Below are 24690 nucleotides of genomic sequence, written 5' to 3' on the forward strand. Positions count from 1 at the left end.
TAAAACTTGCTTTCCAGTTATTGTCCGCATTTAAGATTACTGTTTTTCCCGTATCCTTGCCATCGGCCAGCAGATGTACCTTTACTTCTTTGGCTCGTTTGCCATCCTGATCATTCGCATCCTCCCATTTCTTGGAAACCGTGATGGATGTTGTTGCTACTTGGTTATCGAAAGTAATGGCATCAACATTCGTTCCATTTTTCTGATATGTTGGATTGGCAAGGATTCGTCCTGTTTCATTGCCGGATGCATCGTATTCCAATTGCGGTGTTACCGTAACTGTGTATTCACTATTATCATATGTATATGTATTATCGGGCCCCGGCACTTCTTTTATTGTGTATGTATAGGTCTTACCAACATCATTTTTATCATAGGAAATTTCACGGAAATGGATTTGTCCATTTTCGTCATTTTTCTTTGTTTGAAGTACTTTTCCTGTAGATGTTAGCAATTGAAAATTAAATTGTCCTTTATCCGGTTTTTGTGATCCATTGATTGTTTTATTCGCTGTTAGAGTCAGTCCTCCACCGTATTTAACGGTTTTTGTGGTATTCCCACCTACAGTATTTTTGACGGTGTATCCAATTGGTACATCTGTCATATCCACAACAAATCGTACATAGGTTGTCATCGATCCTTCGATTTTTTTGATATTTGTGATATGGATATCTTGCGGATTGGTAGTATCTTGTTGAATGGAAAAATAGTCATTGGATTCAGCACTCACATATTTGACATGTGGATCTAAATGATCAATCAAACGAATTTCATTTTTCGCAAAACCATTACTATTCCAGAATTTGATAGTATAGGTAACATATTGATCGCTTGGATCACTAGAAATAATGGATTTATCTACGCTTTTCTCACCATTAGAGGCACTGTTATTTCTTCCTTGTAAGACATAGCTTCGATTTTCTTGGTGTCGACTTCCATCTTCCGTATATGTAATTGTAGCTGTATTTGTAAACTTTGAGGTATTGGATCCTTCTGGGATATCTACCCAATAATTGATTTGGATAGCATCTTCTAACTCTCCTGGATAATAGAAATTCAGTGTTTGTCCTGAAAGCTGAACTGAATATAGAGATGGATCAATTACCTCACTGGTTGATGTATTGATTACTTCAATTGGTTTTGACAAATTCAATGTCATTCCATCGGGTATGATGTCAACAATATTAAAATCTGAAATTTTCCCTTTCTTATTATTGATGAGCAATCGATATCGAATCGTAGCTGATTGACTTAAGTCAGCCACTCCAATTTGTGAGGCACTATCCCCATTCCCTTCCGAATAATCATATCCGCCAAAGGAAACGCCATCATTACCGGCAGCATCTTTCATGATCGTATCTGTATATATGCCACTTCCTCCCGAAGAACTGACCGGAAGAACGGTAATTGTTTTAGATGCATCGCCTACCGTAATATCATCGGTTGTTGTGGTATCGGCATGCATGCTCACATAAGCACTAAAGCTACCAGATAAACCACTTTCAATTCCTTGTGCAAGAACCAGCTTATATTGCCCGTTACCTAAATCAATAGAATTGGTAAAATGTTGGGCATTTAGGGAAAATTGAACGTGATTCGCAATATCCGTTGGAATGGATACGATAATATAGTCTCCTGCCGTAGCACTTTGTTGATCAATTGTGTAGCGAGCCGAGACAATCGCTGTGGTACCCGATTGAAAGGTATCATTGTTGGTACTGATCGATGCATGAAAATAAGAAGATACATCTTGACTTACTTGATTTTGTACATTGTTTAGTTCCGTTGTCGTATCCTCTGTCGAAGTAGTATTTTCTGCTGATTCGGATGATGTATTAGCTACTGCCGTTGTTGGGTCATCCATTGAATTTGCTTGTATCGTTGTTGCATTGGATCCGAACACACCAAAAAACATAACGACAACTAAAAAAAACGATATTGTTCTCTTACTCCACTTGTTCATCTTCTTTCCTCTCCTTTAAAACATTGCATGCTCTTACATAAACTTTACCCCCCTTCCCCGAATAATGTAAATATCGTTTTTTACATATATTTTACTTTCACAAAAAATAACCGAATTATCTATGATAACCCGGCTATTTTGTTTGGATTTTATTTTGTTTATTTATTCACCTAAATAACGTTTCAACAAACCTTCAAAAGCTTTTCCATGACGTGCTTCATCACGTGCCATTTCATGAACGGTATCATGGATGGCATCCAAGTTTTGTTGTTTTGCTTTCTTCGCTAATTCAAATTTACCTTCGGTTGCACCATATTCTGCTTCAATGCGAAGTTCCAAATTTTTCTTGGTCGAATCGGTTACAACTTCACCTAACAATTCTGCAAAACGAGAGGCATGATCTGCTTCTTCAAAGGCAGCTTGACGATAATACATACCAATTTCAGGATATCCTTCACGCATAGCTACACGGCTCATAGCCAAATACATACCAACTTCTGAGCATTCCCCTTCGAAGTTTGCACGCAATCCTTCAATGATTTCTGGATCCACACCTTTAGCTACGCCAACAACATGTTCAGCAGCCCATTGACGTTCAGCTGTTTCATCCACCAAAACAAATTTGTCTTTTGGTTGTTTACATGTTGGGCATTTCCAATCCGCAGGAAGATCTGCAAATTTAACGCCTTCTACTTCTTCATCATAGATGTGACCACATACTGTACATTTATACTTTGCCATAAAAATTTCCTCCTTTAGTTTCTATTTTTTGATTGGGATTCTTCTAAACATGACGCGCATGTGCCAAAAAACTGAATGGAACACCCCGTGATCTGACCCTTGAATTGATGACTGGCTCTTTTTTCTATTTCCGAAATATCCAGATCATCTTCCATATCATATACACGTCCGCATTTTTGGCAGATGAAGTGATTATGGGGAATCATATTTCCATCATAATGATCCGCACCGATACCTGTTGGTAATCGACGTATGACACCCAAATCTGTCAATACTGACAAATTTCGATAGACCGTACCCAAACTAATATTAGGAAAGATCTTAGATACATCGCTATACACATCATCCGCTGTAGGATGGTCTTTTCGATGTTTGATGTTTTCTAAAATAGCTTCCCTTTGTCGGGTATACTTCAATGTTGCCATGTTTTCTCCTTTTCAATAATAGTAACTATTACTGTTTTTATAATAATCAAAAGAGGGTCTACTGTCAACCCTCTTTTTGAAGAAATTTATTTATTGCGAAGTGGCTTTCCTTCTTTATCCCACATACCAATTCCAGTGATTGCACAAATCATCGAGAAGATAGGCACGATGAAGATAAACCATGCATAAGGAATATATGCATTGGAGCATCCCAATACGCCCATGACATAAATCGTAGCAACTCCCCAAGGAACGATAGGTGCGGATAGAGTTCCGGCATCCTCTAAGGTACGAGACAGTACTTTTCGGTTGATGTTCATATCATCAAAAGTCGATTCAAAAGTTTGTTCTGTAACGATGATCGATACGGTTTGGCCACCAGCTGTCAAGAAATTGACAATGTAACAATAAATCAAGGTTACAAAGACCAAGATGGATTTATTCTTGATAAACTTCAATAAGACATTTTGTGCTAAGACTTCCAAGATTCCTGTGGATGTGATGATAGCACCCATGACAGAAGCAATCATAAATGTTACCAACAATTCGGCCATGGATAGAACGCCGCCTCGATTCAACATAGGATCGACGATCGCTACGCCTGTTTTGATGGAGAAGCCATTGAAGGCAAAATTCATCAAATCGACAAAATTTACGCCTTGGAACACCATCGCAAAAAGAACAGATACACAAACGGCCAATCCCATTCCCAATAAAGATGGCAATTTAAATACCGAAACCAAAATAACTAAGATAGCGGGCAAGATCAATAATAAATTGATATTAAAATTTTTGGATAACGTATCCATGATCAATTTTTGTTGGGCCAGATCCATGGATCCACCACTATAATGAAGACCAGCAATCGTAAATAAGATCAAGGCAACGATTCCTGCAGGCAATGTCGTAAATTGCATCGAATGAATGTGATCATACAATGGAACTTTGGATACTCCACTCGCTAAGTTGGTCGTATCCGATAATGGTGACATTTTATCACCTAACCATGCACCAGAAACGATGGCACCGACAACCAATGGAATGGGAATACTTGTTGTGGAAGCAATCCCCACCATGGCCAACCCCATTGTGGCTACAGAACCAAATGACGTACCTGTAAATTCAGAAGTCAATCCACATAATATAAAAGCCAATGGTACTAAGATCTTTGGTGAAATGACTTTCATGCCATAATACATCAAGCTTGGAACGGTTCCACCTGCCATCCAGATACCAACCAACATACCGACCATGATGACGATCAAAAAAGTTGGCATACAATCGGCAGCTGTTGAAATGATTGATTTTTCAACTTCTTTCCACGGAATCCCTAAGATCTTTGTGATGATGACCGACACAACAACACCGGCAAATACGGACATTGTTGTATTGACCCCAATATTGATCATCACGATCAAGGTCAATACGATTGCCAAAAATGAAATCAACGCAAACGCCGTTGATGGTTTATTTCTCTCCTCCATACTATTTCAATTCCTTTCTCAAAAAGTTTTCTGCACTTTCCATACGTGCTTTTCGATAGGCAAATGACATAAATCGATGTTCTGCCCCAGGTACGATCAATAAATTGGCTCGGTCTTGATAAATCTCTTTGTACGTATAGGAACATTGGCAACTTGCCGTAGTGTCTTGATCTCCATGTACAATATTGACGTGTTTGTCAAATTGTGCCGCCTCTTTGTACGGATCCAATTGAAAACAATCTTGATAAAAGGCATAGCCCATCTTTAATCCTTCAGCATCGGCACATTGGATTTGTTCAATATCCGATACATCGGTCCCACATAATGTCTTGTGTTCACGTAAGTTGTAGATCAGATCCGGTGCTGGACACCACATTGATAACGCTTTGATTTCATCTTTGTGACGACCGGCTACCATCGATGCAACCGCTCCGCCTAGACTTGTTCCATGTAACGCGATTTTGTGCGGATCCACAAAATTTTGTGCTCGTACAAACGACAACATCGCTTCCGCATCTTTGATTTCACTAGATACAGTCATATCTTCAAAGCGTCCATCGCTTTCACCACTGCCATTCATATCAAATCGAACACTCGCAATGCCGTCTGCACAGAGTCTTTTCGATAATTCGGTATGAACAAAATTGATTTCATTGCGATCATCACAGAATCCATGCAACAAGATGACCATACCAACTGGTTGGCTCAAATCGTCTGGAACATGCATCATGCCTCGAAGTGTCAATCCATCACGAATGATTTCCACATATTTCTCCATGTCATTTTCCTCCCGATGGAGGTATCATACCATAATTTCCCACATTTGTTTATATTTTTCACTCATTTGTTCATAATTTAAATACATAAAAAGCCCCGATATCTTTCTATCCGGACTTGTTTTATGTCCATCGATCAAGCACCTGTCATGGGATGATCGATGGTAATCACTAAATAAACTTTTTTATGGGTTTTTATATGGGCTTCCAAGATTTGGGTCAACTCGGCTTTCGATCTTTTTTCATTAAATGGCACCACTAAATCAAATACTAAATTCGTATGGGTGGGCCCATCCACAATACGGAAATCATGAAAGGTCCATCCTTCATCAATTTCTTTTATCGCATTTTTTACGACCAATCGATATTGATTCGTCAATGGATCATTGATTTTTACCGGATCCATATGAAGGACCAATTCCATTTGAAGTTGGTCTTTGACTATGTGTTCCAAATTATCAATGGTATCATGAATATCCAAGATATTATCTTCGGCATCGACTTCCACATGCGCACTCGCAAAGACTTGACCTGGACCATAATCATGGATCATGACATCATGTACACCAAAAATTTTATCGTCTTCCATCAGTATTGTTTTCAAGGCTTTGATCGTTTCTGGATCTGGCGCCTTACCAATCAAATCATTCACGGTTTCTTTGATGAGTTGGAAAGCATTGTACATGATCAACACAGATACGATGACACCCATATATCCATCTAAATTCACATGAAGCAGTGGTGAAATACATGTCGAAAGCAATACCGCACTGGTACCAAACAAATCACTGATGGCATCCATGGCCACGGCTTTTAATAGAGAAGAATGATACGTTTTGGACAGGTCCATATTATAGAAATACATATATCCTTTGACACAAATGGAAATCACCAAAACCAAAATAGTGATCCATCGAAAATCAATCGCATTGGGATGTTGGATCTTCAGGATACTTTCTTCCATCATGCGAATGCCTAAGACACATAGAAATAAAGCAATCACAAAGGAGGTCAATGTTTCGGTGCGTTGATGTCCAAACGGATGTTCTTGATCGGCTGGCTTATTCGCAAAATGAAAAGATATGACAGACACAATACTGGAGCCTGCATCGGTTAAGTTATTGATTCCATCAGCCTGGATCGAAATTGAATGGACAATGGTGCCAATGCCAAATTTGATCACAAATAAAAATATATTGAAAAAGATACCCAAACTGCCGCTAATACGACCCACAATATCACGTGTATGCGCAGAAGTTGGATCTTGTCCTTTTGTATATCGTCGAATTAACCATTGAATCATACCCATGATACTAGCATTCCCACTTTTCCTTTTCAATGGATTTTCGTAAGCTGCATAAAACTCTTTATTCTTCATGAAAGTTTATGTTATAATGATCGGGCATGGAGACGTATCGAAGTGGTCATAACGAGCTCGACTCGAAATCGAGTTGTCCATCCGGGCACGAGGGTTCGAATCCCTCCGTCTCCGCCATTGTTATCAAAAGCCTTGAATACAGGCTTTTTTTCTTTACCTGCTTGTAACATACCCTGTTCTGTATCACCAGAAAATATTTTGTGGATCCAGTACAATCTACAAGACACAATGGATAGAGCCCATAATAAAAAGGTCAATGCTCCTGAATATTTTCCAGGCATTGACCTTTTTTCATAAACATTTATTCTTCGCCGTATCGTTCTCGATTTTTCTGAACGATCTCAATGATTTCACTGGCCGTTTCTTCTATGGCTTTATTGGTCACATCAATCACACGACAATGTAGACGATACATGATGTTATTGGCATACTCTAATTCTTTTTCGATCCAATGCACATTAGAATAATTGGCTTCTGGTTCCAAACCAATGGTTTTTAATCGTTCACTACGAATCGAACTTAATTTTTCTTTGGATACGCTCAAGCCAATAATTTTATAGGGAGGCACCTGAAAGATTTCAGGTGGTAATGGCAATTGTGGTTCCAATGGCAAATTCGCCACCTTGATCTTTTTATTTCCCAAATACATGGATAATGGTGTTTTTGATGTACGGGATACTCCCACCAAGACAATGTCGGCATGTAAAAAACCGACAGGATTTTTACCATCATCATATTTGACCGCAAATTCAATGGAACTGACTTTCTTAAAATATTCCTGATCAAGTCGATGCACCAATCCAGGTTCTAGACTGGGTGAACTTGTCGTGATCGTTCCCACCGCACTCATGATCGGTCCCATGATATCGACCGTTGTAATGTAATTTTGTTGGCAACGCACACTCAAATACGTACGTAATTCTGGTGAAATCAATGTATGCGCAATGATCGTGGGTTGATTTCCGATTTCCGCTAACAAGCTATCAATTTGGGAAAACTCGCGAACATTCGGTAAACGAATCATATCAAACGATTCATCAGGAAATTGAGAAATAGCAGCACGCACAACGGTCTCTGCAGTTTCACCAATCGAATCCGAAACAACATAGATTGTCGGTTTGGTTTTTGACACACCATCATCCCCTTTTCTGTTTGGCTAAGTCCACGATGATCTGAGTAAAATTCGTTTTGGTGATTCGTCCACGAATACGAAGGGATCCATCTTCTTCTTGATGAAGAACGGGTAAACAATCCACTTCATGATCAATCATTTTTTGCGCAGCAACCACAATGGATTCCGAATCCAAGATCGTCACCAACTTCGATTTCGGTGTCATGACCATAGAAATCGGAAGGGTCTTCAGATCATCATTGCGCATTGCTGCTTTCAAGAGATCCTTTCGGGATACAATACCAATCAAATGCTCTTGATCCGAGACAAAGACGCTTCCCACATCTTCTGTAAACAGTGCAATGATGGCATCATAAACATGGCTATCGGGTGCTACGACAACCGGTAATGAACAATATTGCTCAACACTTCGATTTAAAAGGGTATTGTACAAAGGATCCATCGGTTTTCCTATATAGTAATAGCCCAATTTTCTTTTGGCACCAATAATTTCCAACGAGGTCAACAGTTCAAAATCTCCTCGTAATGCAGCACGTGTGACATGACACTGTGATGCGATCGCATTGCCTGAAATCGGTCCTTGTCGACGAACAATTTCAACGATCTTTTCTTGTCGGTCACTCAGCTCCATGATTCCACCATCCTTAGTTGTACTTATTTTATCATATTTACCAAGTTGTATCTTCTGGATCCTTGCGACCTTTACCGGTGACTTTGTCTAAAATCAAGCGTTGTTCAAACGATGCCACATTTTTCTTCGTAATCTTGACCATATCCGGATTGACCGAAATATAATCAATACCATTTTGCACAAGAAATTGGGCAAATTCTGGATACACCGATGGTGCCTGTCCACAAATTGAAACCGTCTTGCCATCTTGATGGGCCGTTTCGATCAAATGACGAATGGCTTGTTTTACAGCCAAATTTCGTTCATCGAATAAATAGGAAATGCCTTCATTGTTACGATCACAACCCAAAAGGAGCATCGTTAAATCGTTGGAACCAATGGAATAGCCATCCACATATGGATTGAATTGATCCGCTAAAATGATATTTGCCGGAATTTCAGCCATCAAATACAATTTAAAATCATCATTTCGAACCAATCCTTCCTGTTGCATGATGGTCGTGATCTTTTGGATCTCACCAACTGTTCGACAAAATGGAATCATACAATGGAGATTCTTCAAACCAAATTCTTCTCTCACTTTTTTTACTGCACGCAATTCCAATTTAAATCCTTCGATATATCGTGGATCATAATAACGACTGGCTCCTCGCCAACCCAATAAATCCGAAGGTTCTACGGGTTCAAATTCTTCGCCACCTTTTAGATTGCGATATTCCCCCGATTTAAAATCCGAGAACCGCAATACAACCGGACGAGGATTTAAGGCCCGAGCCACTTTGGCAATGCCATCAGCCAATTGATCAATGACCTCTTGTGCTCGACCGGTCTTGATCATATACAAAGGATGTTCATGAATAAACGTGGTCCATATAAATTCTTCACGCATCAGCCCAACACCATCACATGGTAAAGATGCGTATTTTTCAGCTAGATCTGGATTTCCTAAATTCATCATGATCTTTGTGGCCGTCGGTGCAAAGTATTCCACTTGGACACTTGTTGCTTCTGGCTTTTCCTTTGGTTTGATCATATCCGCAACTATACCTTCATAAATGATCCCATTGTGTGCATCAACAGTAACTTCCATGCCCGTTTTTAAGACTTCGGTTGCACATTGCGAACGCGATTTTGTCCCCACAATACATGGAATCCCTAATTCTCTAGATACGATGGATGCATGACAAGTCATTCCACCGGCATCGGTAATGATGGCTACTGCTTTTTTCATCGCTGGCACAAGATCGGGCGAAGTCATGGATGTCACCAAAATATCACCAGCTTTAAATTGATCCATATCATCTGGATCCAGGATCACTTGTACTTTTCCTGTGGCTATGCCAGGACTGGCGGGCAATCCCTTCACTAAAACAAGATGATTTGTTGTCATATTGGATACTTCCTTCTTTTCTTTCTTTTTTCGTGACCAGACCGTTTCGGGACGAGCTTGTAGGATCTTGATTTGGTCATCTCTTCGATCTACGGCCCATTCAATGTCCATGTAACAGCCATAATGTTGTTCGATCGCTAACGCAATTTTAGCTAATGCCTTAACTTGATCATCCGTGATCGATGGGGCATGGGCACGATCATCAGGAATTTTATGTTCTTCAACACCACCATCTGCTTTTTGGATCAATTCCACGGGTTTGCGATTGATTTGTTTTCGGACGATAGCTAAATCACTTTTACGAACCAAAAAATTATCAGGTGTGACCGTTCCTTGTACCACATATTCGCCCAGTCCCCAGGCTGCTTCGATCATGATATTTTCATCCGAGCCATTCGAAATATCTACGGTAAACATGACACCTGCAGCCTTAGAGAAAGCCATCAACTGAATGGCTGCCGATAAAGCCACTTCTTCATGAGAAAATCCCTGTTTTTCCCGATAATATACGGCCCGATCCGTAAAACAAGAGGCATAACATTCTTTGACTTTTTCGACAACTTCCGCTTTTCCTCTAACATTCAAATAGGTATCCTGCTGCCCAGCAAATGATGCATCGGGAAGATCTTCTGCTGTTGCACTGGAACGGACCGCTACAAATGGATCCGCTTCTCCTATCTTTTTTGCCAATTGATCATAGGCAACTTCAATGGCTTCTTGTAGATCATTTGGCATGGACGCAGCCATGATGATCTCACGAATTTCTTTACACACTTTGGACAGTTCATTCGAATCATCCACATCATGCAAATGGGCCAATGCATCACGAATCTTTTGATTGGTTCCCGTTGCTTCCATGAAATATCGATAGCCATAGGCCGTTGTCGCAAAACCATAAGGCACCGGTGCCTTGGTCTTGGAAGTCATTTCTCCCAATGAAGAAGATTTTCCTCCAACTAATGCCACATCTTCTCTTCGCAATTCATCAAACCACAATACATAGGCTTCTTCTCTTGTTCGCATCGTACTTCCTCCTAAATGATATATATAAAATATACCTTTTGTACTTTATAGTATATACTTTTAAAAGACTTTTTCAATATGTAGTGTATACTTTATAAATAAAAAAAGACTCCACTAGGAGTATCCATACAATAATTTATGCTTATATAAAAAAAGTCTGAAATCTCGATAAAAGACTTCAGACTGTATTCCTATGCATTTTGAACATTGAAATCTGGATCGTTATCACCATGTTTATAAACGACCTTCAATAAGATCGGGGTAATGATCGTTGAGAAGACTACGCTCAATAAGACCGGGGTAATAAAGATTTGTGGCAACAAGTTTAATGCCATTCCTTTATTGGCCACGATCAAGGCCACTTCACCACGAGAAATCATACCACAACCAATGCGAATACATTGTTCTTTCGAATAATGACAGACGGCAGCGCCCAAGCCACAACCAACAACTTTGGTCAAAACCGCTGCAATACACAAAATGACAGTTAAGGCCAACACTTCACCGGTAAAATGAATCGGTGAAAGTTTTAAACCAATGCTTGCGAAGAAAATAGGCGTGATCAAAATATAAGATACCGTGCCAATTCGTTTGGTGACATATGGACATTGTTGCGTACCCGAAATGATCAAACCTGCAACAAAAGATCCTGTGATATCCGCTACACCAAAGAAAGCTTCCGCAATATAAGCCATGATCAATGCGAACGCAAAGGAAGTAATTGAATATCTTTGTAGACCTCCTCGTGAATCGTGTTCAAACCAAAATTCAAAGGCTTTATGTAAAAAGATACCTGCAACAATTGCGAACACGAAGAACAAAACAATTTTCAATAAAACAATGCCAATATGCACGGATGTATCCGCCATTCCCGAAACGAGAGTCAAACAAATGATACCTAAAACATCATCAATGACGGCTGCAGCTAAGATGGCATTGCCACTTTCTGTTGCCAAACAATTCATTTCTTTCAATGTTTCTACCGTAATTCCTACACTTGTTGCTGTTAAGATAACGCCTAAGAATAAATTGCCTAGCCAAGCTTCAGGTCCTACATTATAGAAACCACCAATGATATAACCAACGATCAATGGGACAATGACGCCAATGGTGGCAATGATGAACGCTTTGAGTCCTGCTCGTTTTAGATCGGTAATACTTGTTCCCAAACCGGCACCAAACATCAGAATAATGACACCAATTTCGGATAAAGATTCAATTAAATTGCTCATCTGGACAAGATTTAAGCAAGCTGGTCCTAAAAGAATACCAGCAATCAAAGCCCCAACAACACTAGGCATTTGAAGACGACGAGTAAATAAACCAAAAACTTTGGTACTTAATAATATTAATGCGATATCCAACAAATAACGATAATCTGTCATGTAGACTCTCCCTAAGGCAAATTGTCTTATTTTACTTAGCTCATTGTACAACATTCAAGCAAAATATACTAAATTTTTTATCTCTTTTACAAAGCACGCCTAAACGATTTGTCAACGCTTTTATGATTTTTTCTTGCATAATATCTTGCATAATATATAGGATGTACCTATAATATTTCATGTGTTCGGATGAAAATAGTGAGAGAACATGGAAAGCATGTACCGAAGAATTAATGATTTCAGGTCTATAGATCACTATTGGACGAACCTCTGGAGAGATCCGTATGGACACCGAAGGAGCAAAACTCTCAGGTAAAAGGACAGAGGAGATACAGTTTTTTTATATGTCTCCTCCAATTAAGGAGGAATTTTTTTATGTCTGAGCTTACTGCCATACTTACTAAGATCGATAGTGCCATCTGGGGCCTACCATTGATTCTCTTGCTTCTCGGAACGGGAATTTATTTTACCTTCCGTCTTGGTTTTTTACAATTCCGGAAATTACCACTTGCTTTTCACTATATTTTCCATGGTGACAGTGAAGAAAATGACGAAAACGGGGATGTATCCGGTTTCCAAGCTTTGTGTACGGCCCTATCATCCACCATTGGTACGGGAAATATCGTTGGTGTGGCCACGGCCATTGCAGCTGGTGGACCCGGTGCTCTATTTTGGATGTGGGTATCTGCCTTCTTTGGCATTGCCACAAAGTATTCCGAATGCTTATTGGCTCATAAATATCGTGTAAAAGATGAAAATGGCCAAATTGCAGGTGGGCCCATGTACTACATTCAAAATGGTCTTCACTCCAAATTATTAGCGAAAATCTTTGCTTTATTTGGTGTGGGCGTTGCCCTATTAGGTATTGGTACATTCACCCAAGTCAAATCGATTTCCGATGCATTGACATTAAGCTTTAATGTGCCAAACTATGTAACGGCGATCGTCTTAACGATCTTGGTTGCCTTCATTACCATTGGCGGTATTCATCGCATTGCCCATGTAGCTGAAAAGATCATTCCTTTTATGTGTATCTTCTATATCACTGGCGTGATCCTGATTCTTGCCACCCATTTATCCGCTATTCCCGGTGTTTTCTATTTGATCGTTAAAACCGCCTTTGTTCCATCCAGCGTTGTTGGTGGTGGACTTGGCGTTGCGATGCAAAAAGGAATTGCCCGTGGTATTTTCTCCAATGAAAGTGGTTTGGGTTCTGCTCCTATTGCCGCAGCAGCTGCTAAGACTGAATCCCATGTTGAACAAGGCTTAATTTCTATGACCGGTACTTTTATTGATACGATCATCGTATGTACCATGACTGGTCTTGCCATCTTGATCATGAATGCGAATACAACTGGATTAGAAGGTGCAGCCATGACCACATATGCCTTCCAAAATGGTTTATTTATTCCTTATGTTGGTAAATATATTGTCAATATTGGTTTGGTTTTCTTTGCCTTTACAACGATCATCGGTTGGAACTACTATGGCGAACGTTGCATGTACTATCTAAAAGGTTTAAAAGCGGTCAAAGTCTACAAAATCATTTATATCGTATTTATCGCCATTGGTCCTTTCATGACATTGGATTTTATCTTTATCTTAGCGGATATCGTCAATGGTTTGATGGCTATACCAAACTTGATTGGTTTGATTGGCTTACGTAAAGTCGTTTATGAAGAAACGATGAATTACTTCAAGGCACCAGAAAAACAATCGGTTGCGGTGGATGAGTTCGCAGAAGAATCCGTTTAAGCTTGGGTTTCCAAGCTTTTCTTTTGTGCTATAATGACTATCTACGAAAGGATGAACGATATGAAATTTAGTGATATTGATTTTTCAAGCCTTGCCAATATGATGAATAATTTAAGTGATGAACAAAAAGAAGACTTGAATTCTATGGCACAAGATATGATGGATAAAGTACAAAATGAACCAGAAGAAGAAATCAGTTTTTATGAGTACTTACATATCGACGAAAACGACTATAAAGAACTCCCTGGTCAAGTTTTAGATTATATCGAAGCTGCCAGTGATATGGAACAATTTTATGAAGATGATGAAATGGCTGATGTTTCTGCCGCAGCTCTTTACTATGCCAAAGCCGTTTTAGCCATGGAACGAGAATATCACTTTCCCATCTTCAAGAATGTGTTACAAGAACCCAACTTCACCAATCCGGCAACCACGACGATCCCATCGTATTGGAATGTGCTAACCGATGAAAACATCCATCGCTTGGCCGATGAAGACTTTGGTTCGACCGAACAATGGGTCAAAGAGAAACAACTTCTTCAAACGGTCATGATTTGTTTAAATCGAGCAGAATACGATGTTATCCATGATCAAGATCTACAAATTCTAAAAAAAGCCCTTATTGATGAACAAGGACTCCTTCAAATCGCAGCACTACAATAAGTGCTGTTTTTATTTGTTTAAATAATAGTGCCCCAATGCATCGGCTGCTTTGATCGCATGGGCAACCATGGTTGGATCGACTTCAAATGGCATATTGTGTAAGGTATCATTGTCTGCACAAGCCAATGTCGCAACATCCATACATTTTTGATCCGTCAATTCTTTGACACCTAGTTGTGCCATCGTGACTGGCAATCCCACTTCGATACAGAAAGGGACTAGGACATCCAATTCTTCTTTCGGAGCATCTTCCAATACCAATTGAACTAAGGTACCAAAGGCCACTTTTTCGCCATGATACATGGCATGACATTCTTCCAAACACGTTAAGCCATTATGGATCGCATGGGCTCCCGCAAGTCCCGCGCTTTCAAAACCAATGCCCGAAAGTAAGGTATTGGCTTCAATGATCTTTTCCACAGCTGGTGTGCATCCCCCAGCTTCCAAAGCCACTTTCGCTTTTACACCTTCTGCCAACAAGGTATCTCGACATAGTTTCGCAATGGCCATAGCCGCTTGGGTGGTTTTTCCACCGGCACAAGAAATAGCATCACTTCTTTGGCAAGCACGCGCTTCATAATAAGTAGCCAATGCATCGCCAATACCAGCAACGGTTAAACGAACGGGAGATTTCACAATGATTTCTGTGTCCATCATCACCAGATTGGGATTGGCTGGTAAAAATAAATACTCTTGAAAAACGCCTTCTTCACTATAGATTACCGATAGAGCGGAACAAGGAGCATCCGTTGAAGCAATAGTAGGTACGATAAATACAGGGTTTTTCGTATAATAAGCAACCGCTTTGGCGGTATCAAAGATCTTACCGCCACCAATACCAATAACAAGATCACATTGATTGTCATAAACGATGTCTTTTAAGCGATTGATTTCAGACATACAACATTCGCCATTGAAATATTCAAATACATGATCGCAATCTTGATCCTGAAAACTCGCTTCGATTTGTGCACCCGAACGCTTATAACCACCCGGACTAATCAAAATAAGTGCTTTGGTTCCCGATTGACTGGCATATAAACCCAAATGATTCATTTCGCCAGGACCTTGGATATACTTGCTTGGTGCAATGAGAATTTTTGCCATAAAAATACCACTCTTTCTTTCCCTCATTATATAGAACTTGTGATATTTTTAGCAAGCACAAAAAAACAGCATATCTTTCGATACACTGTTTCATGGATTAGTCTTTATTGCGAGCTTCAAAAGCCATCTTGCTGGATCCACTATGACTTTGTGGTTCAACCAATTTCTTGCCTGACTTGAATGCAACCATGCATCCAAGGGCTAACAACAAGATTGCGAAGATCAATTGCAAACCATCGGTCATGAAGACGAATCCACCTGTAACGAATAACTTCATGACGATGTTGTAGATACTTAAGCATAATGAAGATACCGTAACAACAAACATGAAGACCATTGGTACATATAACATCGCGCCTTTACGTCCTGTAACCTTTAAGAAGACGGCCAATGTGATCAAGGTCATGGCAGCTAACAATTGGTTGGTTGCTCCGAATAGTGGCCAGATATTTTGATATCCACCTAAACCTAATAAATAACCGCCAAACAAAGAAATAGCTGTAGCTACATATTTATTGGTTAACCATTGTAATGATTTGTTGTCTTCAACCAATTCTTGTAAAGACATACGAGCGATACGAGAAACAGCATCCAATGTCGTTAAGGCCAAAGCAGATACGAACATGGTCATAACACATAATCCAACCGATTGTGGTAATCCCAATTGATCAACTAAGCCAGTAACACCAGCAGCAAATTTTGTGAATGGAGTTGCACCATCGGCTAAAGCAAGACTCGCTAATTGTTTATTTAATACACCATTGCTTGCAAGACTTGGTAAAGATCCAACAACAACGATAACTAAGACAGCTAACATAGATTCAAGCAGCATAGCACCATAACCAACTTGTAACATATCTTTCTCATTCGCAATTTGTTTTGAACTTGTTTCGCTAGAAACCAAAGAGTGGAAACCACTGACAGCTCCACAAGCAATCGTTACAAATAGAGTTGGGAATAAATACGTTCCTTTAACAGGTTGCCAATTGGTTAGAGCGGGTGTTGTGATCGTTGGATTAGAAACAACGACACCAAAGACAGCCGCAACGATCATACCAACAAATAAGAATGTAGTTAAGTAATCACGTGGTTGTTTCATAAATGCAATTGGTGAAATCGCAGCAAAGAAGATATAAGCAAAAACTAAATATGTCCAAACTTGTTTACTGAAGAATACAGGGAACGCAATTCCTAATGCTAACATGGCTAATACAAAGACAATGCCTAATACAACTTGTTTCCAACCATCTAATTTGGCTTTACGTACGACCCATCCAAATAAGATAGCACCAACAACATAGAAGATCGAAATCGAAGCAGCGGAACCATTTGGTGTCAACCGAGCACCAGTAGCTGAGAAACCATTGAATGTACCAGAAACCATATCGGCAAATGCTGCGATGATGATCATACAGAATAACCAGCAGAACAAGAAGAACAAACGTTTTCCGGTTTTACCGATATATTGTTCAACGATCTGTCCCATGGATTTACCTTTTGATTTAACCGATGCATACAAAGCACCAAAATCATGAACGGCACCAAAGAAGATACCACCAACGACAATCCACAATACAGCTGGTAACCAACCAAACATTAAAGCCATAACTGGACCTGTTACTGGACCAGCACCGGCAATCGATGAAAATTGATGAGCGAATACACGCCATTTATTACTAGGTACATAATCTACACCATCTTCAAATTCTTGTGCTGGTGTTTTCGCATTGGGATCGATGCCCCAAGTCTTAACTAAATACCTTCCATAGAATAGATAGGCGCATACAAATAATACAGCGACCAATCCTAACAATACTAAACCATTCATAATACAATCTCTCCTCCTTTGTACATACAAATAAAAAAGCTCTTCATCTTACTAAGACGAAAAGCTGTTCCGCGGTACCACTCAGTTTATGTAAATAATTTACATCTCTTTGACATCCAACAATGTCTTTTTCATTAACGCCGAATCCGCGGATTTCTTTACTTGCTTCAAGAAATCAACTCGCAAGGGATAATCTCTTAAACGTTGCCTGCATCACTTCCACCCCTGTGATGCTCTCTAGTCAGGGACTGTTGAATCGATCTTGTCTTGTTCGAAGTCTTTTTATTTCTATGTACATTTGCAAGTATAGTCCTAATTTTTTCAAAGTCAATAAAATATTTCAATAAATTTACTGAAAGCGTATTCACTTTTTTTCATAAAAAAGCCTCATTTCTGAGGCTTACGCAACTTGATCTAAGATATCTTTCATCTTTTTGGCTAGACCCTTTGTCTTTTCGACCGACAAAGAACATACAGCCACACGAATTCCCTTATTGACTTTTACGGTATAAATATGATTTTTCATCAATGCTTCATGGAAAGCATCACGTACATCATTGTCCATCGATAAGGTTACGAAGAATCCTTCTCGATATGGATAGTGTTTTAATCCAACTTCAGCGGCTTCTTGAATAAAGATATCGCTTCTTTGTTTCAATAAAGCCACATATTTTCTACGCTCGGCATTGTATTCTTCTTTATGATTTTCCAATACATCCACAAACATAGCCATGGCACCATTATTGATGTTGGACCAAGTAGCACGTGCATCTTTCTCAAAGACATTCTTCATATCTCGTAGGTTATCTTCATTTTTAGTCATGACAATGGCAGCCCCGCAACGCATACCATAAGCCGTCATGGATTTCGATAGTGAGAACGATACCACGACCGCTACATTTTCATCGATATCATCAAATACTTTAAAGTAATCTTTCGCTTTTTCTTGTCCATACGCAAAATCAATATAGGCAATATCGTTCAATAATACGACTTCATGGGTCTTCGCACATGCATTTAATAACGCAACAACTTGTTTCCATTCATCGACTGTCATCGAATAGCCCGTTGGATTTTGACATGGATCATTGATCACGATGACCAACTTATCTTGTTTGGCCATGACCGTTTGGCAAGCTCTTTCCAGATCTTTGATGTTGAATGCATCCCCATCAAATAAGGAATAATTTTCCACTTCCAAACTATCCATGCCTGCCATCAATTTATACGATCCCCAAGCAATTTCTGGTAAAATTACGGTTTGTCCTGCATCCAAGCATTCACTAATGGTCATATCAACCGCACCGGTTCCACCTGGAGTCGCAATGACTTCATGTGGTAATGTACTGTTACCATTCAATACCCAATCATATACATCTTTACAAAAATCAGGATTTCCGGTAAAAGCGGATGCATATTTCGCTAAAACACGATTATCCAAGGCTTTTAAAGATGAAAAACAAGTATCTAACGCAACCAATTGTCCTTGTTCATCATATAAAGAACCAATGGTTGCATCGGTCACAACATCGGCACCATTTTTGGCCACATCTTCTTTCGCTTTTCTGACAATCGCAAATACCGTATCGACAATGGGTTCAGTACTTACACTCTTTTTCACAAAACTCATTTCTTTTCCTCCTCTATTCCTTCAACGGGATACATACCCAATACTTTGAATGATTCACATACTTCTTTGATTTCAGCCAATGCGGCTTTCACATTGTCTGAATCGAGCATGTCATCCAATATTTCAATATAGAAAAAATATTCAAATGGTTCATTTTTACGTGGACGCGATTGAATACTGTCCATATTCAAATGATGATTCGCAATGATCTCAATGATTTTTGCCAAAGATCCACTAATATGTTGTGTTTCAAAAATGATACTAAAACGATTTCCCGTTTTGGCTGGTTCCAGCCCAATCACTAAGAATCGCGTTGTATTTTGACTATTTTCTTCAATATGTTCGGCTAATATTTTTAAACCATATAAATCGGCATTTTCTTTCGCACCAATGGCAGCTTTATGAATATCATTTTCACTAGCCACATATTGAGCTGCCATGGCCGTATTTGGATACGCAATCGTTTGTACGCTCAATTGTTGGAGAAAACGTTTGGATTGTGCCAATGCCTGATCCTTGGAATAAACATATTCAATATCTTTTAACGTTGCTTCGGGCATACCCAATAAACACTGTTCGATTTGTTGATCGGCCATTTTTTGGATATATACCGGATATTTTCGTAAGCCATCCAATACTTCCCCTACCAAACCGGAATTACTATTTTCGAATGGAATCACACCATAATGTGCTTTTCGATTGACGACAGCTTGAAAAACTTCATCAAACGACTTGAAATGGATCGTTGGACTGCCTGGAAATAAGCGTTCGGTCACTAAATGGCCAAATGCACCTTTCACTCCGCAATATGCGATCACCTCGTTTGACAACAATGTTTGTTGATATTCGCGTGAATTTCGCATCATCATTTTCACAAAATCACGATACGGTCTTTTATAGTGAGGATTTTCGATCTGGTCGACATTTTTTTCGATGACTTGTACTTCTCGTTTGGAATCTAATATGGGTAAACCATGTTCTTTTTTATACTGAAGAACCTTTGTCACCGCATCCAAACGACGCGTATACAATTTCGCCATTTCACGATCGACCGCGTCGATTTCTCTTCTTGCTTCTTCTAATTGATTCATACCGGTATCATCATATCATAATTTTCATTTCGTTTTCTGAAAATTTGTTTCTTTCGTGCTATGATGGTACACAGGAGGATGGAACTTTATGCAGATGACAGTCCATTTAGGTGAAAATTCTTACCCCATTACCATTGAAAAAGGGGCAATCCATCATATACAAGATACCATAGATACACATCGTAAGATGGCGATCATTACCGATGATCAAGTACCTGATACTTGGGTCCAAATCGTTAAGGATCAATGTGAAAATGCGTTCGTATTGCGTTTTCCTGCCGGCGAAGGATCCAAATGCTTTGCGCAATATGAATCGTTATTGGACCAACTGGCTACCCAAGAAATGACGCGAAAAGATGCCATCATTGCAATTGGCGGTGGTGTGACTGGGGATTTATCCGGTTTTGTGGCGGCTAGCTATATGCGCGGGATCGATTTCTACAATATTCCGACCACCGTATTATCCCAAGTGGATTCAAGTGTAGGTGGTAAAGTCGCGATTGATATGGGATCGTATAAAAATATTGTTGGGGCTTTTTGGCAACCAAAAGCCGTGATCATTGATCCCGATGTGTTAACTACTCTATCGCATAGACAAGTGAATAATGGTTTGGTGGAAGCATTAAAGACCGGATTGATCCAAGATCCTGTTTTGGTTGATTTATTTGAACAAGATACCCTGGATCTTTCACAGATCATTACACGTTCCATTGATGTCAAGCGAAAAGTCGTAGAAAAAGATGAAAAAGAAGCAGGATTACGCAAGATCTTAAACTTTGGTCATACTATCGGTCATGCCATTGAAAGTGCCTACGGCTTGGATACCTACCTACATGGTGAATGTGTAGCCATGGGCATGTTGTTCTTTATCGAAGATAAAGCTTTAAAAGATCGAATCTTACGGATCTATGAACGTTTAGATTTGCCTAAAGTGCCTGATTATTCGATTGATCAATTGATGCATTATATTGCGCATGATAAAAAAAGCAATCGTGATTCCGTAACCGTCGTGAAAGTACAATCACCGGGTTCTTATAACTTAGAGAATCTATCGTTTGACAAGATTCGATGCCGATTAGAAAGAGGTCCATATGAAGAATAATATTGGTACAAATATATCGATGACTTTATTTGGTGAATCCCATGGAGCTGCCATTGGTATCACCTTAGACGGTCTTCCTGCCGGTTTTCCGATTGATTTGGATCGTCTGGCAGCGGATATGGAAAAGCGCAAGGCCAAAGGTCGTATCTCTACCCAACGTCATGAAGCTGATGCCGTTCAAATCGTATCGGGGTTCTTTGAAGGGAAGACCACGGGCACGCCATTAACATTGTTGATCCAGAACACCAATACGCGTTCTTCAGATTATACAAAAACACATGGTCGATTGCGTCCGGGTCATGCCGATTATACTGCTTTTGAAAAATATCATGGATTTCAAGATTATCGTGGCGGTGGGCATTTTTCCGGTCGTTTAACCGCACCCATTGTTGCTGCAGGCAGTATTTGTCGACAAATCCTTGAAGCCAATGGTGTCCAGATCGGGTCCCATATCGAACAGTTGTATACCATTCATGATGATATTTTTTCGAATGATCTGGATACCTTACAAGAACAAATCGCACAAGTCAATCAAAAGGAATTTGCGACCTTGGATCCACAATGTGAAAAAGAGATGAAAACATTGATTGAAAAAGTAGCATCCGAAGGGGATTCTTTGGGTGGTATTGTCGAAACCGCTGTTATTGGCTTACCAACTGGTTTAGGTGAACCTGCTTTTGATAGTGTGGAAAGCATTCTTTCGCATTTATTGTTTTCGGTACCCGCCGTTAAAGGCGTTTCCTTTGGTTTAGGTTTTGGCTTTGCGAATGTGAAAGGATCGATGGCCAATGATGATTTTGCCTGTCAAGACGGCAAGATCTTTACCATGACCAATCATAATGCGGGAATCAATGGGGGAATCACCAATGGGATGCCAATCCTCATTCATACATGTGTCAAACCAACCCCTTCCATTTATAAGGAACAAGCCTCGGTGGATTATCTGACCAAAGAAAATGTAAAATTGCAGATCCAAGGTCGTCATGATCCATGTATTATTCATCGCGCTCGTATTGTGATTGATTCCGTTGTGGCTTTTGGTCTATTGGATCTATGGATGTCCAAAAACGCACAAGGAGATTTAGTATGAGAGTAAAAGTATCTCCATCGCAAGTGGCAGGATCTATTGCGATTCCTTCCAGTAAATCATTAGCCCATCGTGCCATCATTTGTGCCAGCCTAGCGCAAGGAACCAGTACCATATCGAATATTACGTATTCGAAAGATATCGATGCGACAATTGCTTGTATGGAAGCATTGGGAGCAACGATCAAAAAACAAGAAACTTCTTGTATCATTACTGGTACCAATGTCAAAAAACGAACGATGCCAGTATCAATGGACTGCAACGAATCTGGTTCTACCTTGCGTTTTTTAATTCCTTTATGCGCTTTATCCAATCAAAAAGCAACCCTTATGGGCCATGGCCGCTTGATGCAACGTCCTATGGATGTATACACCCAGATTTTTGATGAACAACAACTCACCTTTCAACAAACGGATCATATCGAGGTGTGTGGACCGTTACGATCCGGCACCTATACCATTCGTGGTGATATTTCCAGTCAATTTATCACTGGTTTACTTTTCGTTTTACCATTATTAGATCAAGAAAGTCAAATTGCGATCATTCCTCCGTTTGAATCTAAATCTTATGTAGATCTGACGTTACAAATGTTGAGATCCTTTGGAATCACGATTCATCCAATCGATGACACCCATTACCAAATTCCGACTCATCAATCGTATCTTGCTGGCGATGTACGCGTAGAAGGAGATTGGTCACAAGCGGCTTTCTATACGGTATTGGGTGCGATTCAAGGTCCTCTGACCTTAAAAAATATGAATGCGGATTCTTTACAAGGGGATAAAGTGGTGATCGAGGCGATAAAGAATAAAACGTGGCAACAAGAAGATCTGATCATTGATCCAGCACCGTTGACGGGACAAACCATCGATCTAGCGGATTGTCCAGATCTAGGGCCGATCTTATGTGTTTTGGCTGCCTATAGTCAAGGAACCACGCATTTGATCCATGCACAACGTTTACGCATGAAAGAAAGTGATCGAATCGAGGCGATGGAAACCGAATTAAGAAAATGGGGCGTGGAGATATCCAGTACCTATGATACGATTACCATTGTAGGTAAAGATACATACGCCAAAGATAATGTGGTCATTCATGGTCATAATGATCATCGCATTGTGATGGCCATGACCGTTTTTGGTTTATGTGCACGCTCTTCTTGTATCATTGATGATGCGCAAGCCATCACAAAATCATATCCAAACTTTTTTCAGGATATACAAGATATTGGTGGAAAGGTGGAAATACTATGAATTATGGAATCGTTGGTTTAGGTCTTATGGGAGCCAGTTTAGCCAGTCGATTAATGGAATTGGGTCATAATGCCGTCTATGGATTTGACATCAATCCGTTGACCATTCAGATTGCCAAAGATCGCAATTATATTACTGAAGGTTCAACCAATCCCGAAGAATTATTGGATCGTTGCCAAATTATCATTTTAGCTTTATATCCGACGCAGATCCAACCTTGGATCGAAAAATATCAATCTTCGATCAAAACTGGATCCATCTTAATGGATATTAGTGGTGTAAAATCAAATATTGTGACGCCTTGTCAAAAGATCCTAAAAGATGGCCTGGAATTGATCAGTATCCATCCTATGTGTGGACGAGAAAGTCGTGGTATCGAACAAGCGGATCCAACCATCTTTGATGATGCGAACTTTATTGTCGTACCCACCGAAAAAAATACCCATTCCAGTATTTTATTGGCGGAACAATTGGGATCGTATTTAGGGTGCAGTCGTGTGGCAACCCTGACTCCACAAGAGCATGATCGAATGATTGGTTTCCTATCTCAATTGACCCATGTCATCGCGGTTTCTTTGATGAATACGCATGATAATAGCCATTTGGTCGAATATACCGGTGATAGTTTCCGCGATTTGACCCGTATTGCTTCGATCAATGAAGATCTATGGTCTGAATTATTTATCTTAAATAAAGATATTTTATTGGATGAAACCAATCAATTTATTACAGCCATTACGCATTTTCGAGATGCCTTAAAAACCGAAGATATAGAAGAGATGAAACGCTTATTTATTCAATCCACCGAGCGTCGTCAACTCTTCAACAAATAAAAAACGTTGTCGC

At 39.7% G+C, this 24690-nt stretch carries 20 protein-coding genes, 1 tRNA gene and 1 riboswitch; of the genes, 7 read left to right on the forward strand and 14 right to left on the reverse strand.

Annotation, left to right across the window (positions count from 1 at the left end):
- The 6 genes from SOS22_RS01125 to SOS22_RS01150 form a co-directional block, all read right to left on the reverse strand.
- Positions 1–1963 (reverse strand): Cna B-type domain-containing protein (locus SOS22_RS01125; RefSeq protein WP_320596065.1); only part of this gene is annotated, 1963 nt, incomplete at its 3' end.
- Between the two features lie 162 nt (positions 1964–2125).
- Positions 2126–2704 carry a ferritin family protein gene (locus SOS22_RS01130; protein WP_320596066.1) on the reverse strand — a complete coding sequence of 193 codons (579 nt, stop codon included), beginning with the start codon at positions 2702–2704 and terminating at the stop codon, positions 2126–2128.
- 14 nt (positions 2705–2718) lie between these two features.
- Complete coding sequence (locus SOS22_RS01135; RefSeq protein WP_320596067.1) at positions 2719–3129, reverse strand: transcriptional repressor; 411 nt, start codon at positions 3127–3129, stop codon at positions 2719–2721.
- Positions 3130–3215: 86 nt separating this feature from the next.
- On the reverse strand, positions 3216–4613 hold the full coding sequence (gene nhaC, locus SOS22_RS01140) for a Na+/H+ antiporter NhaC (protein ID WP_320324944.1): 1398 nt from the start codon (positions 4611–4613) through the stop codon (positions 3216–3218).
- A gap of 1 nt (position 4614) precedes the next feature.
- Entirely contained in the window at positions 4615–5391 is a 777-nt protein-coding gene (locus SOS22_RS01145; protein WP_320324945.1) for an alpha/beta hydrolase, read from the reverse strand.
- Positions 5392–5525: 134 nt separating this feature from the next.
- Entirely contained in the window at positions 5526–6692 is a 1167-nt protein-coding gene (locus tag SOS22_RS01150) for a cation diffusion facilitator family transporter (protein WP_320596068.1), read from the reverse strand.
- A 103-nt stretch (positions 6693–6795) separates the two neighbouring features.
- On the opposite strand from SOS22_RS01150, the gene SOS22_RS01155 reads away from it, so the two are divergent.
- A tRNA-Ser gene (locus SOS22_RS01155) sits at positions 6796–6884 on the forward strand.
- Positions 6885–7068: 184 nt separating this feature from the next.
- Here SOS22_RS01155 and SOS22_RS01160 read toward each other — a convergent pair.
- From SOS22_RS01160 to SOS22_RS01175, 4 genes are all read right to left on the reverse strand, one after another.
- Positions 7069–7899, reverse strand: a complete 831-nt coding sequence (locus SOS22_RS01160; protein ID WP_320324947.1) for a pyruvate, water dikinase regulatory protein — start codon at positions 7897–7899, stop codon at positions 7069–7071.
- Positions 7900–7903: 4 nt separating this feature from the next.
- Positions 7904–8530 carry a helix-turn-helix transcriptional regulator gene (locus SOS22_RS01165; protein ID WP_320324948.1) on the reverse strand — a complete coding sequence of 209 codons (627 nt, stop codon included), beginning with the start codon at positions 8528–8530 and terminating at the stop codon, positions 7904–7906.
- Between the two features lie 37 nt (positions 8531–8567).
- Positions 8568–10943 (reverse strand): phosphoenolpyruvate synthase, encoded by a 2376-nt coding sequence (gene ppsA, locus SOS22_RS01170; RefSeq protein WP_320596069.1) that lies wholly within the window; start codon positions 10941–10943, stop codon positions 8568–8570.
- Between the two features lie 191 nt (positions 10944–11134).
- The gene (locus tag SOS22_RS01175) at positions 11135–12328 is read right to left on the reverse strand and encodes a cation:proton antiporter (protein WP_320324950.1); all 1194 of its coding nucleotides are present in this window, start codon (positions 12326–12328) and stop codon (positions 11135–11137) included.
- A gap of 260 nt (positions 12329–12588) precedes the next feature.
- Positions 12589–12662, forward strand: a riboswitch (glycine riboswitch).
- A gap of 41 nt (positions 12663–12703) precedes the next feature.
- On the opposite strand from SOS22_RS01175, the gene SOS22_RS01180 reads away from it, so the two are divergent.
- Both SOS22_RS01180 and SOS22_RS01185 read left to right on the forward strand, forming a co-directional pair.
- Positions 12704–14083, forward strand: a complete 1380-nt coding sequence (locus SOS22_RS01180) for a sodium:alanine symporter family protein (protein ID WP_320596070.1) — start codon at positions 12704–12706, stop codon at positions 14081–14083.
- Positions 14084–14143: 60 nt separating this feature from the next.
- On the forward strand, positions 14144–14746 hold the full coding sequence (locus tag SOS22_RS01185; RefSeq protein WP_320324952.1) for a hypothetical protein: 603 nt from the start codon (positions 14144–14146) through the stop codon (positions 14744–14746).
- A 9-nt stretch (positions 14747–14755) separates the two neighbouring features.
- Here the strand turns inward: SOS22_RS01185 and SOS22_RS01190 are convergent, their stop codons facing one another.
- The 4 genes from SOS22_RS01190 to SOS22_RS01205 form a co-directional block, all read right to left on the reverse strand.
- Positions 14756–15853: a glycerol dehydrogenase gene (locus tag SOS22_RS01190; protein WP_320324953.1), complete on the reverse strand. Its 1098-nt coding sequence runs from the start codon at positions 15851–15853 to the stop codon at positions 14756–14758.
- 97 nt (positions 15854–15950) lie between these two features.
- On the reverse strand, positions 15951–17681 hold the full coding sequence (locus SOS22_RS01195) for a carbon starvation protein A (protein WP_320324954.1): 1731 nt from the start codon (positions 17679–17681) through the stop codon (positions 15951–15953).
- Positions 17682–18081: 400 nt separating this feature from the next.
- On the reverse strand, positions 18082–19311 hold the full coding sequence (locus SOS22_RS01200) for a pyridoxal phosphate-dependent aminotransferase (protein WP_320324955.1): 1230 nt from the start codon (positions 19309–19311) through the stop codon (positions 18082–18084).
- Complete coding sequence (locus tag SOS22_RS01205; protein WP_320324956.1) at positions 19308–20402, reverse strand: bifunctional chorismate mutase/prephenate dehydratase; 1095 nt, start codon at positions 20400–20402, stop codon at positions 19308–19310. Before SOS22_RS01205 ends, SOS22_RS01200 begins: the two co-directional genes overlap by 4 nt.
- Positions 20403–20490: 88 nt before the next feature.
- Here SOS22_RS01205 and aroB point away from each other — a divergent pair, with 88 nt between their 5' ends.
- From aroB to SOS22_RS01225, 4 genes are read left to right on the forward strand one after another with little or no spacing between them, the layout of a single operon-like run.
- Complete coding sequence (gene aroB / locus SOS22_RS01210; protein WP_320596071.1) at positions 20491–21504, forward strand: 3-dehydroquinate synthase; 1014 nt, start codon at positions 20491–20493, stop codon at positions 21502–21504.
- The gene (aroC, locus tag SOS22_RS01215; RefSeq protein ID WP_320596072.1) at positions 21494–22594 is read left to right on the forward strand and encodes a chorismate synthase; all 1101 of its coding nucleotides are present in this window, start codon (positions 21494–21496) and stop codon (positions 22592–22594) included. The genes aroB and aroC overlap by 11 nt, the downstream gene beginning before the upstream one ends.
- Positions 22591–23844 (forward strand): 3-phosphoshikimate 1-carboxyvinyltransferase, encoded by a 1254-nt coding sequence (gene aroA, locus SOS22_RS01220; RefSeq protein ID WP_320596073.1) that lies wholly within the window; start codon positions 22591–22593, stop codon positions 23842–23844. The genes aroC and aroA overlap by 4 nt, the downstream gene beginning before the upstream one ends.
- A complete protein-coding gene (locus SOS22_RS01225; RefSeq protein WP_320324960.1) occupies positions 23841–24677 on the forward strand; it encodes a prephenate dehydrogenase in 837 nt (278 codons plus the stop codon). Before aroA ends, SOS22_RS01225 begins: the two co-directional genes overlap by 4 nt.
- Positions 24678–24690: the final 13 nt, after the last annotated feature.

Source organism: Absicoccus sp., from assembly GCF_034090965.1.
Taxonomy (GTDB): domain Bacteria; phylum Bacillota_I; class Bacilli_A; order Erysipelotrichales; family Erysipelotrichaceae; genus Absicoccus; species Absicoccus intestinalis.

Excerpts from the sequence above, each read along its gene's own strand:
- SOS22_RS01130 (WP_320596066.1), bottom strand. The coding sequence starts at position 2,704 with ATGGCAAAGTATAAATGTACAGTATGTGGTCACATCTATGATGAAGAA.
- SOS22_RS01135 (WP_320596067.1), bottom strand. The coding sequence starts at position 3,129 with ATGGCAACATTGAAGTATACCCGACAAAGGGAAGCTATTTTAGAAAAC.
- nhaC (WP_320324944.1), bottom strand. The coding sequence starts at position 4,613 with ATGGAGGAGAGAAATAAACCATCAACGGCGTTTGCGTTGATTTCATTT.
- SOS22_RS01145 (WP_320324945.1), bottom strand. The coding sequence starts at position 5,391 with ATGGAGAAATATGTGGAAATCATTCGTGATGGATTGACACTTCGAGGC.
- SOS22_RS01150 (WP_320596068.1), bottom strand. The coding sequence starts at position 6,692 with ATGATTCAATGGTTAATTCGACGATATACAAAAGGACAAGATCCAACT.
- SOS22_RS01165 (WP_320324948.1), bottom strand. The coding sequence starts at position 8,530 with ATGGAGCTGAGTGACCGACAAGAAAAGATCGTTGAAATTGTTCGTCGA.
- ppsA (WP_320596069.1), bottom strand. The coding sequence starts at position 10,943 with ATGCGAACAAGAGAAGAAGCCTATGTATTGTGGTTTGATGAATTGCGA.
- SOS22_RS01175 (WP_320324950.1), bottom strand. The coding sequence starts at position 12,328 with ATGACAGATTATCGTTATTTGTTGGATATCGCATTAATATTATTAAGT.
- SOS22_RS01180 (WP_320596070.1), top strand. The coding sequence starts at position 12,704 with ATGTCTGAGCTTACTGCCATACTTACTAAGATCGATAGTGCCATCTGG.
- SOS22_RS01185 (WP_320324952.1), top strand. The coding sequence starts at position 14,144 with ATGAAATTTAGTGATATTGATTTTTCAAGCCTTGCCAATATGATGAAT.
- SOS22_RS01190 (WP_320324953.1), bottom strand. The coding sequence starts at position 15,853 with ATGGCAAAAATTCTCATTGCACCAAGCAAGTATATCCAAGGTCCTGGC.
- SOS22_RS01195 (WP_320324954.1), bottom strand. The coding sequence starts at position 17,681 with ATGAATGGTTTAGTATTGTTAGGATTGGTCGCTGTATTATTTGTATGC.
- SOS22_RS01200 (WP_320324955.1), bottom strand. The coding sequence starts at position 19,311 with ATGAGTTTTGTGAAAAAGAGTGTAAGTACTGAACCCATTGTCGATACG.
- SOS22_RS01205 (WP_320324956.1), bottom strand. The coding sequence starts at position 20,402 with ATGAATCAATTAGAAGAAGCAAGAAGAGAAATCGACGCGGTCGATCGT.
- aroB (WP_320596071.1), top strand. The coding sequence starts at position 20,491 with ATGCAGATGACAGTCCATTTAGGTGAAAATTCTTACCCCATTACCATT.
- aroC (WP_320596072.1), top strand. The coding sequence starts at position 21,494 with ATGAAGAATAATATTGGTACAAATATATCGATGACTTTATTTGGTGAA.
- aroA (WP_320596073.1), top strand. The coding sequence starts at position 22,591 with ATGAGAGTAAAAGTATCTCCATCGCAAGTGGCAGGATCTATTGCGATT.
- SOS22_RS01225 (WP_320324960.1), top strand. The coding sequence starts at position 23,841 with ATGAATTATGGAATCGTTGGTTTAGGTCTTATGGGAGCCAGTTTAGCC.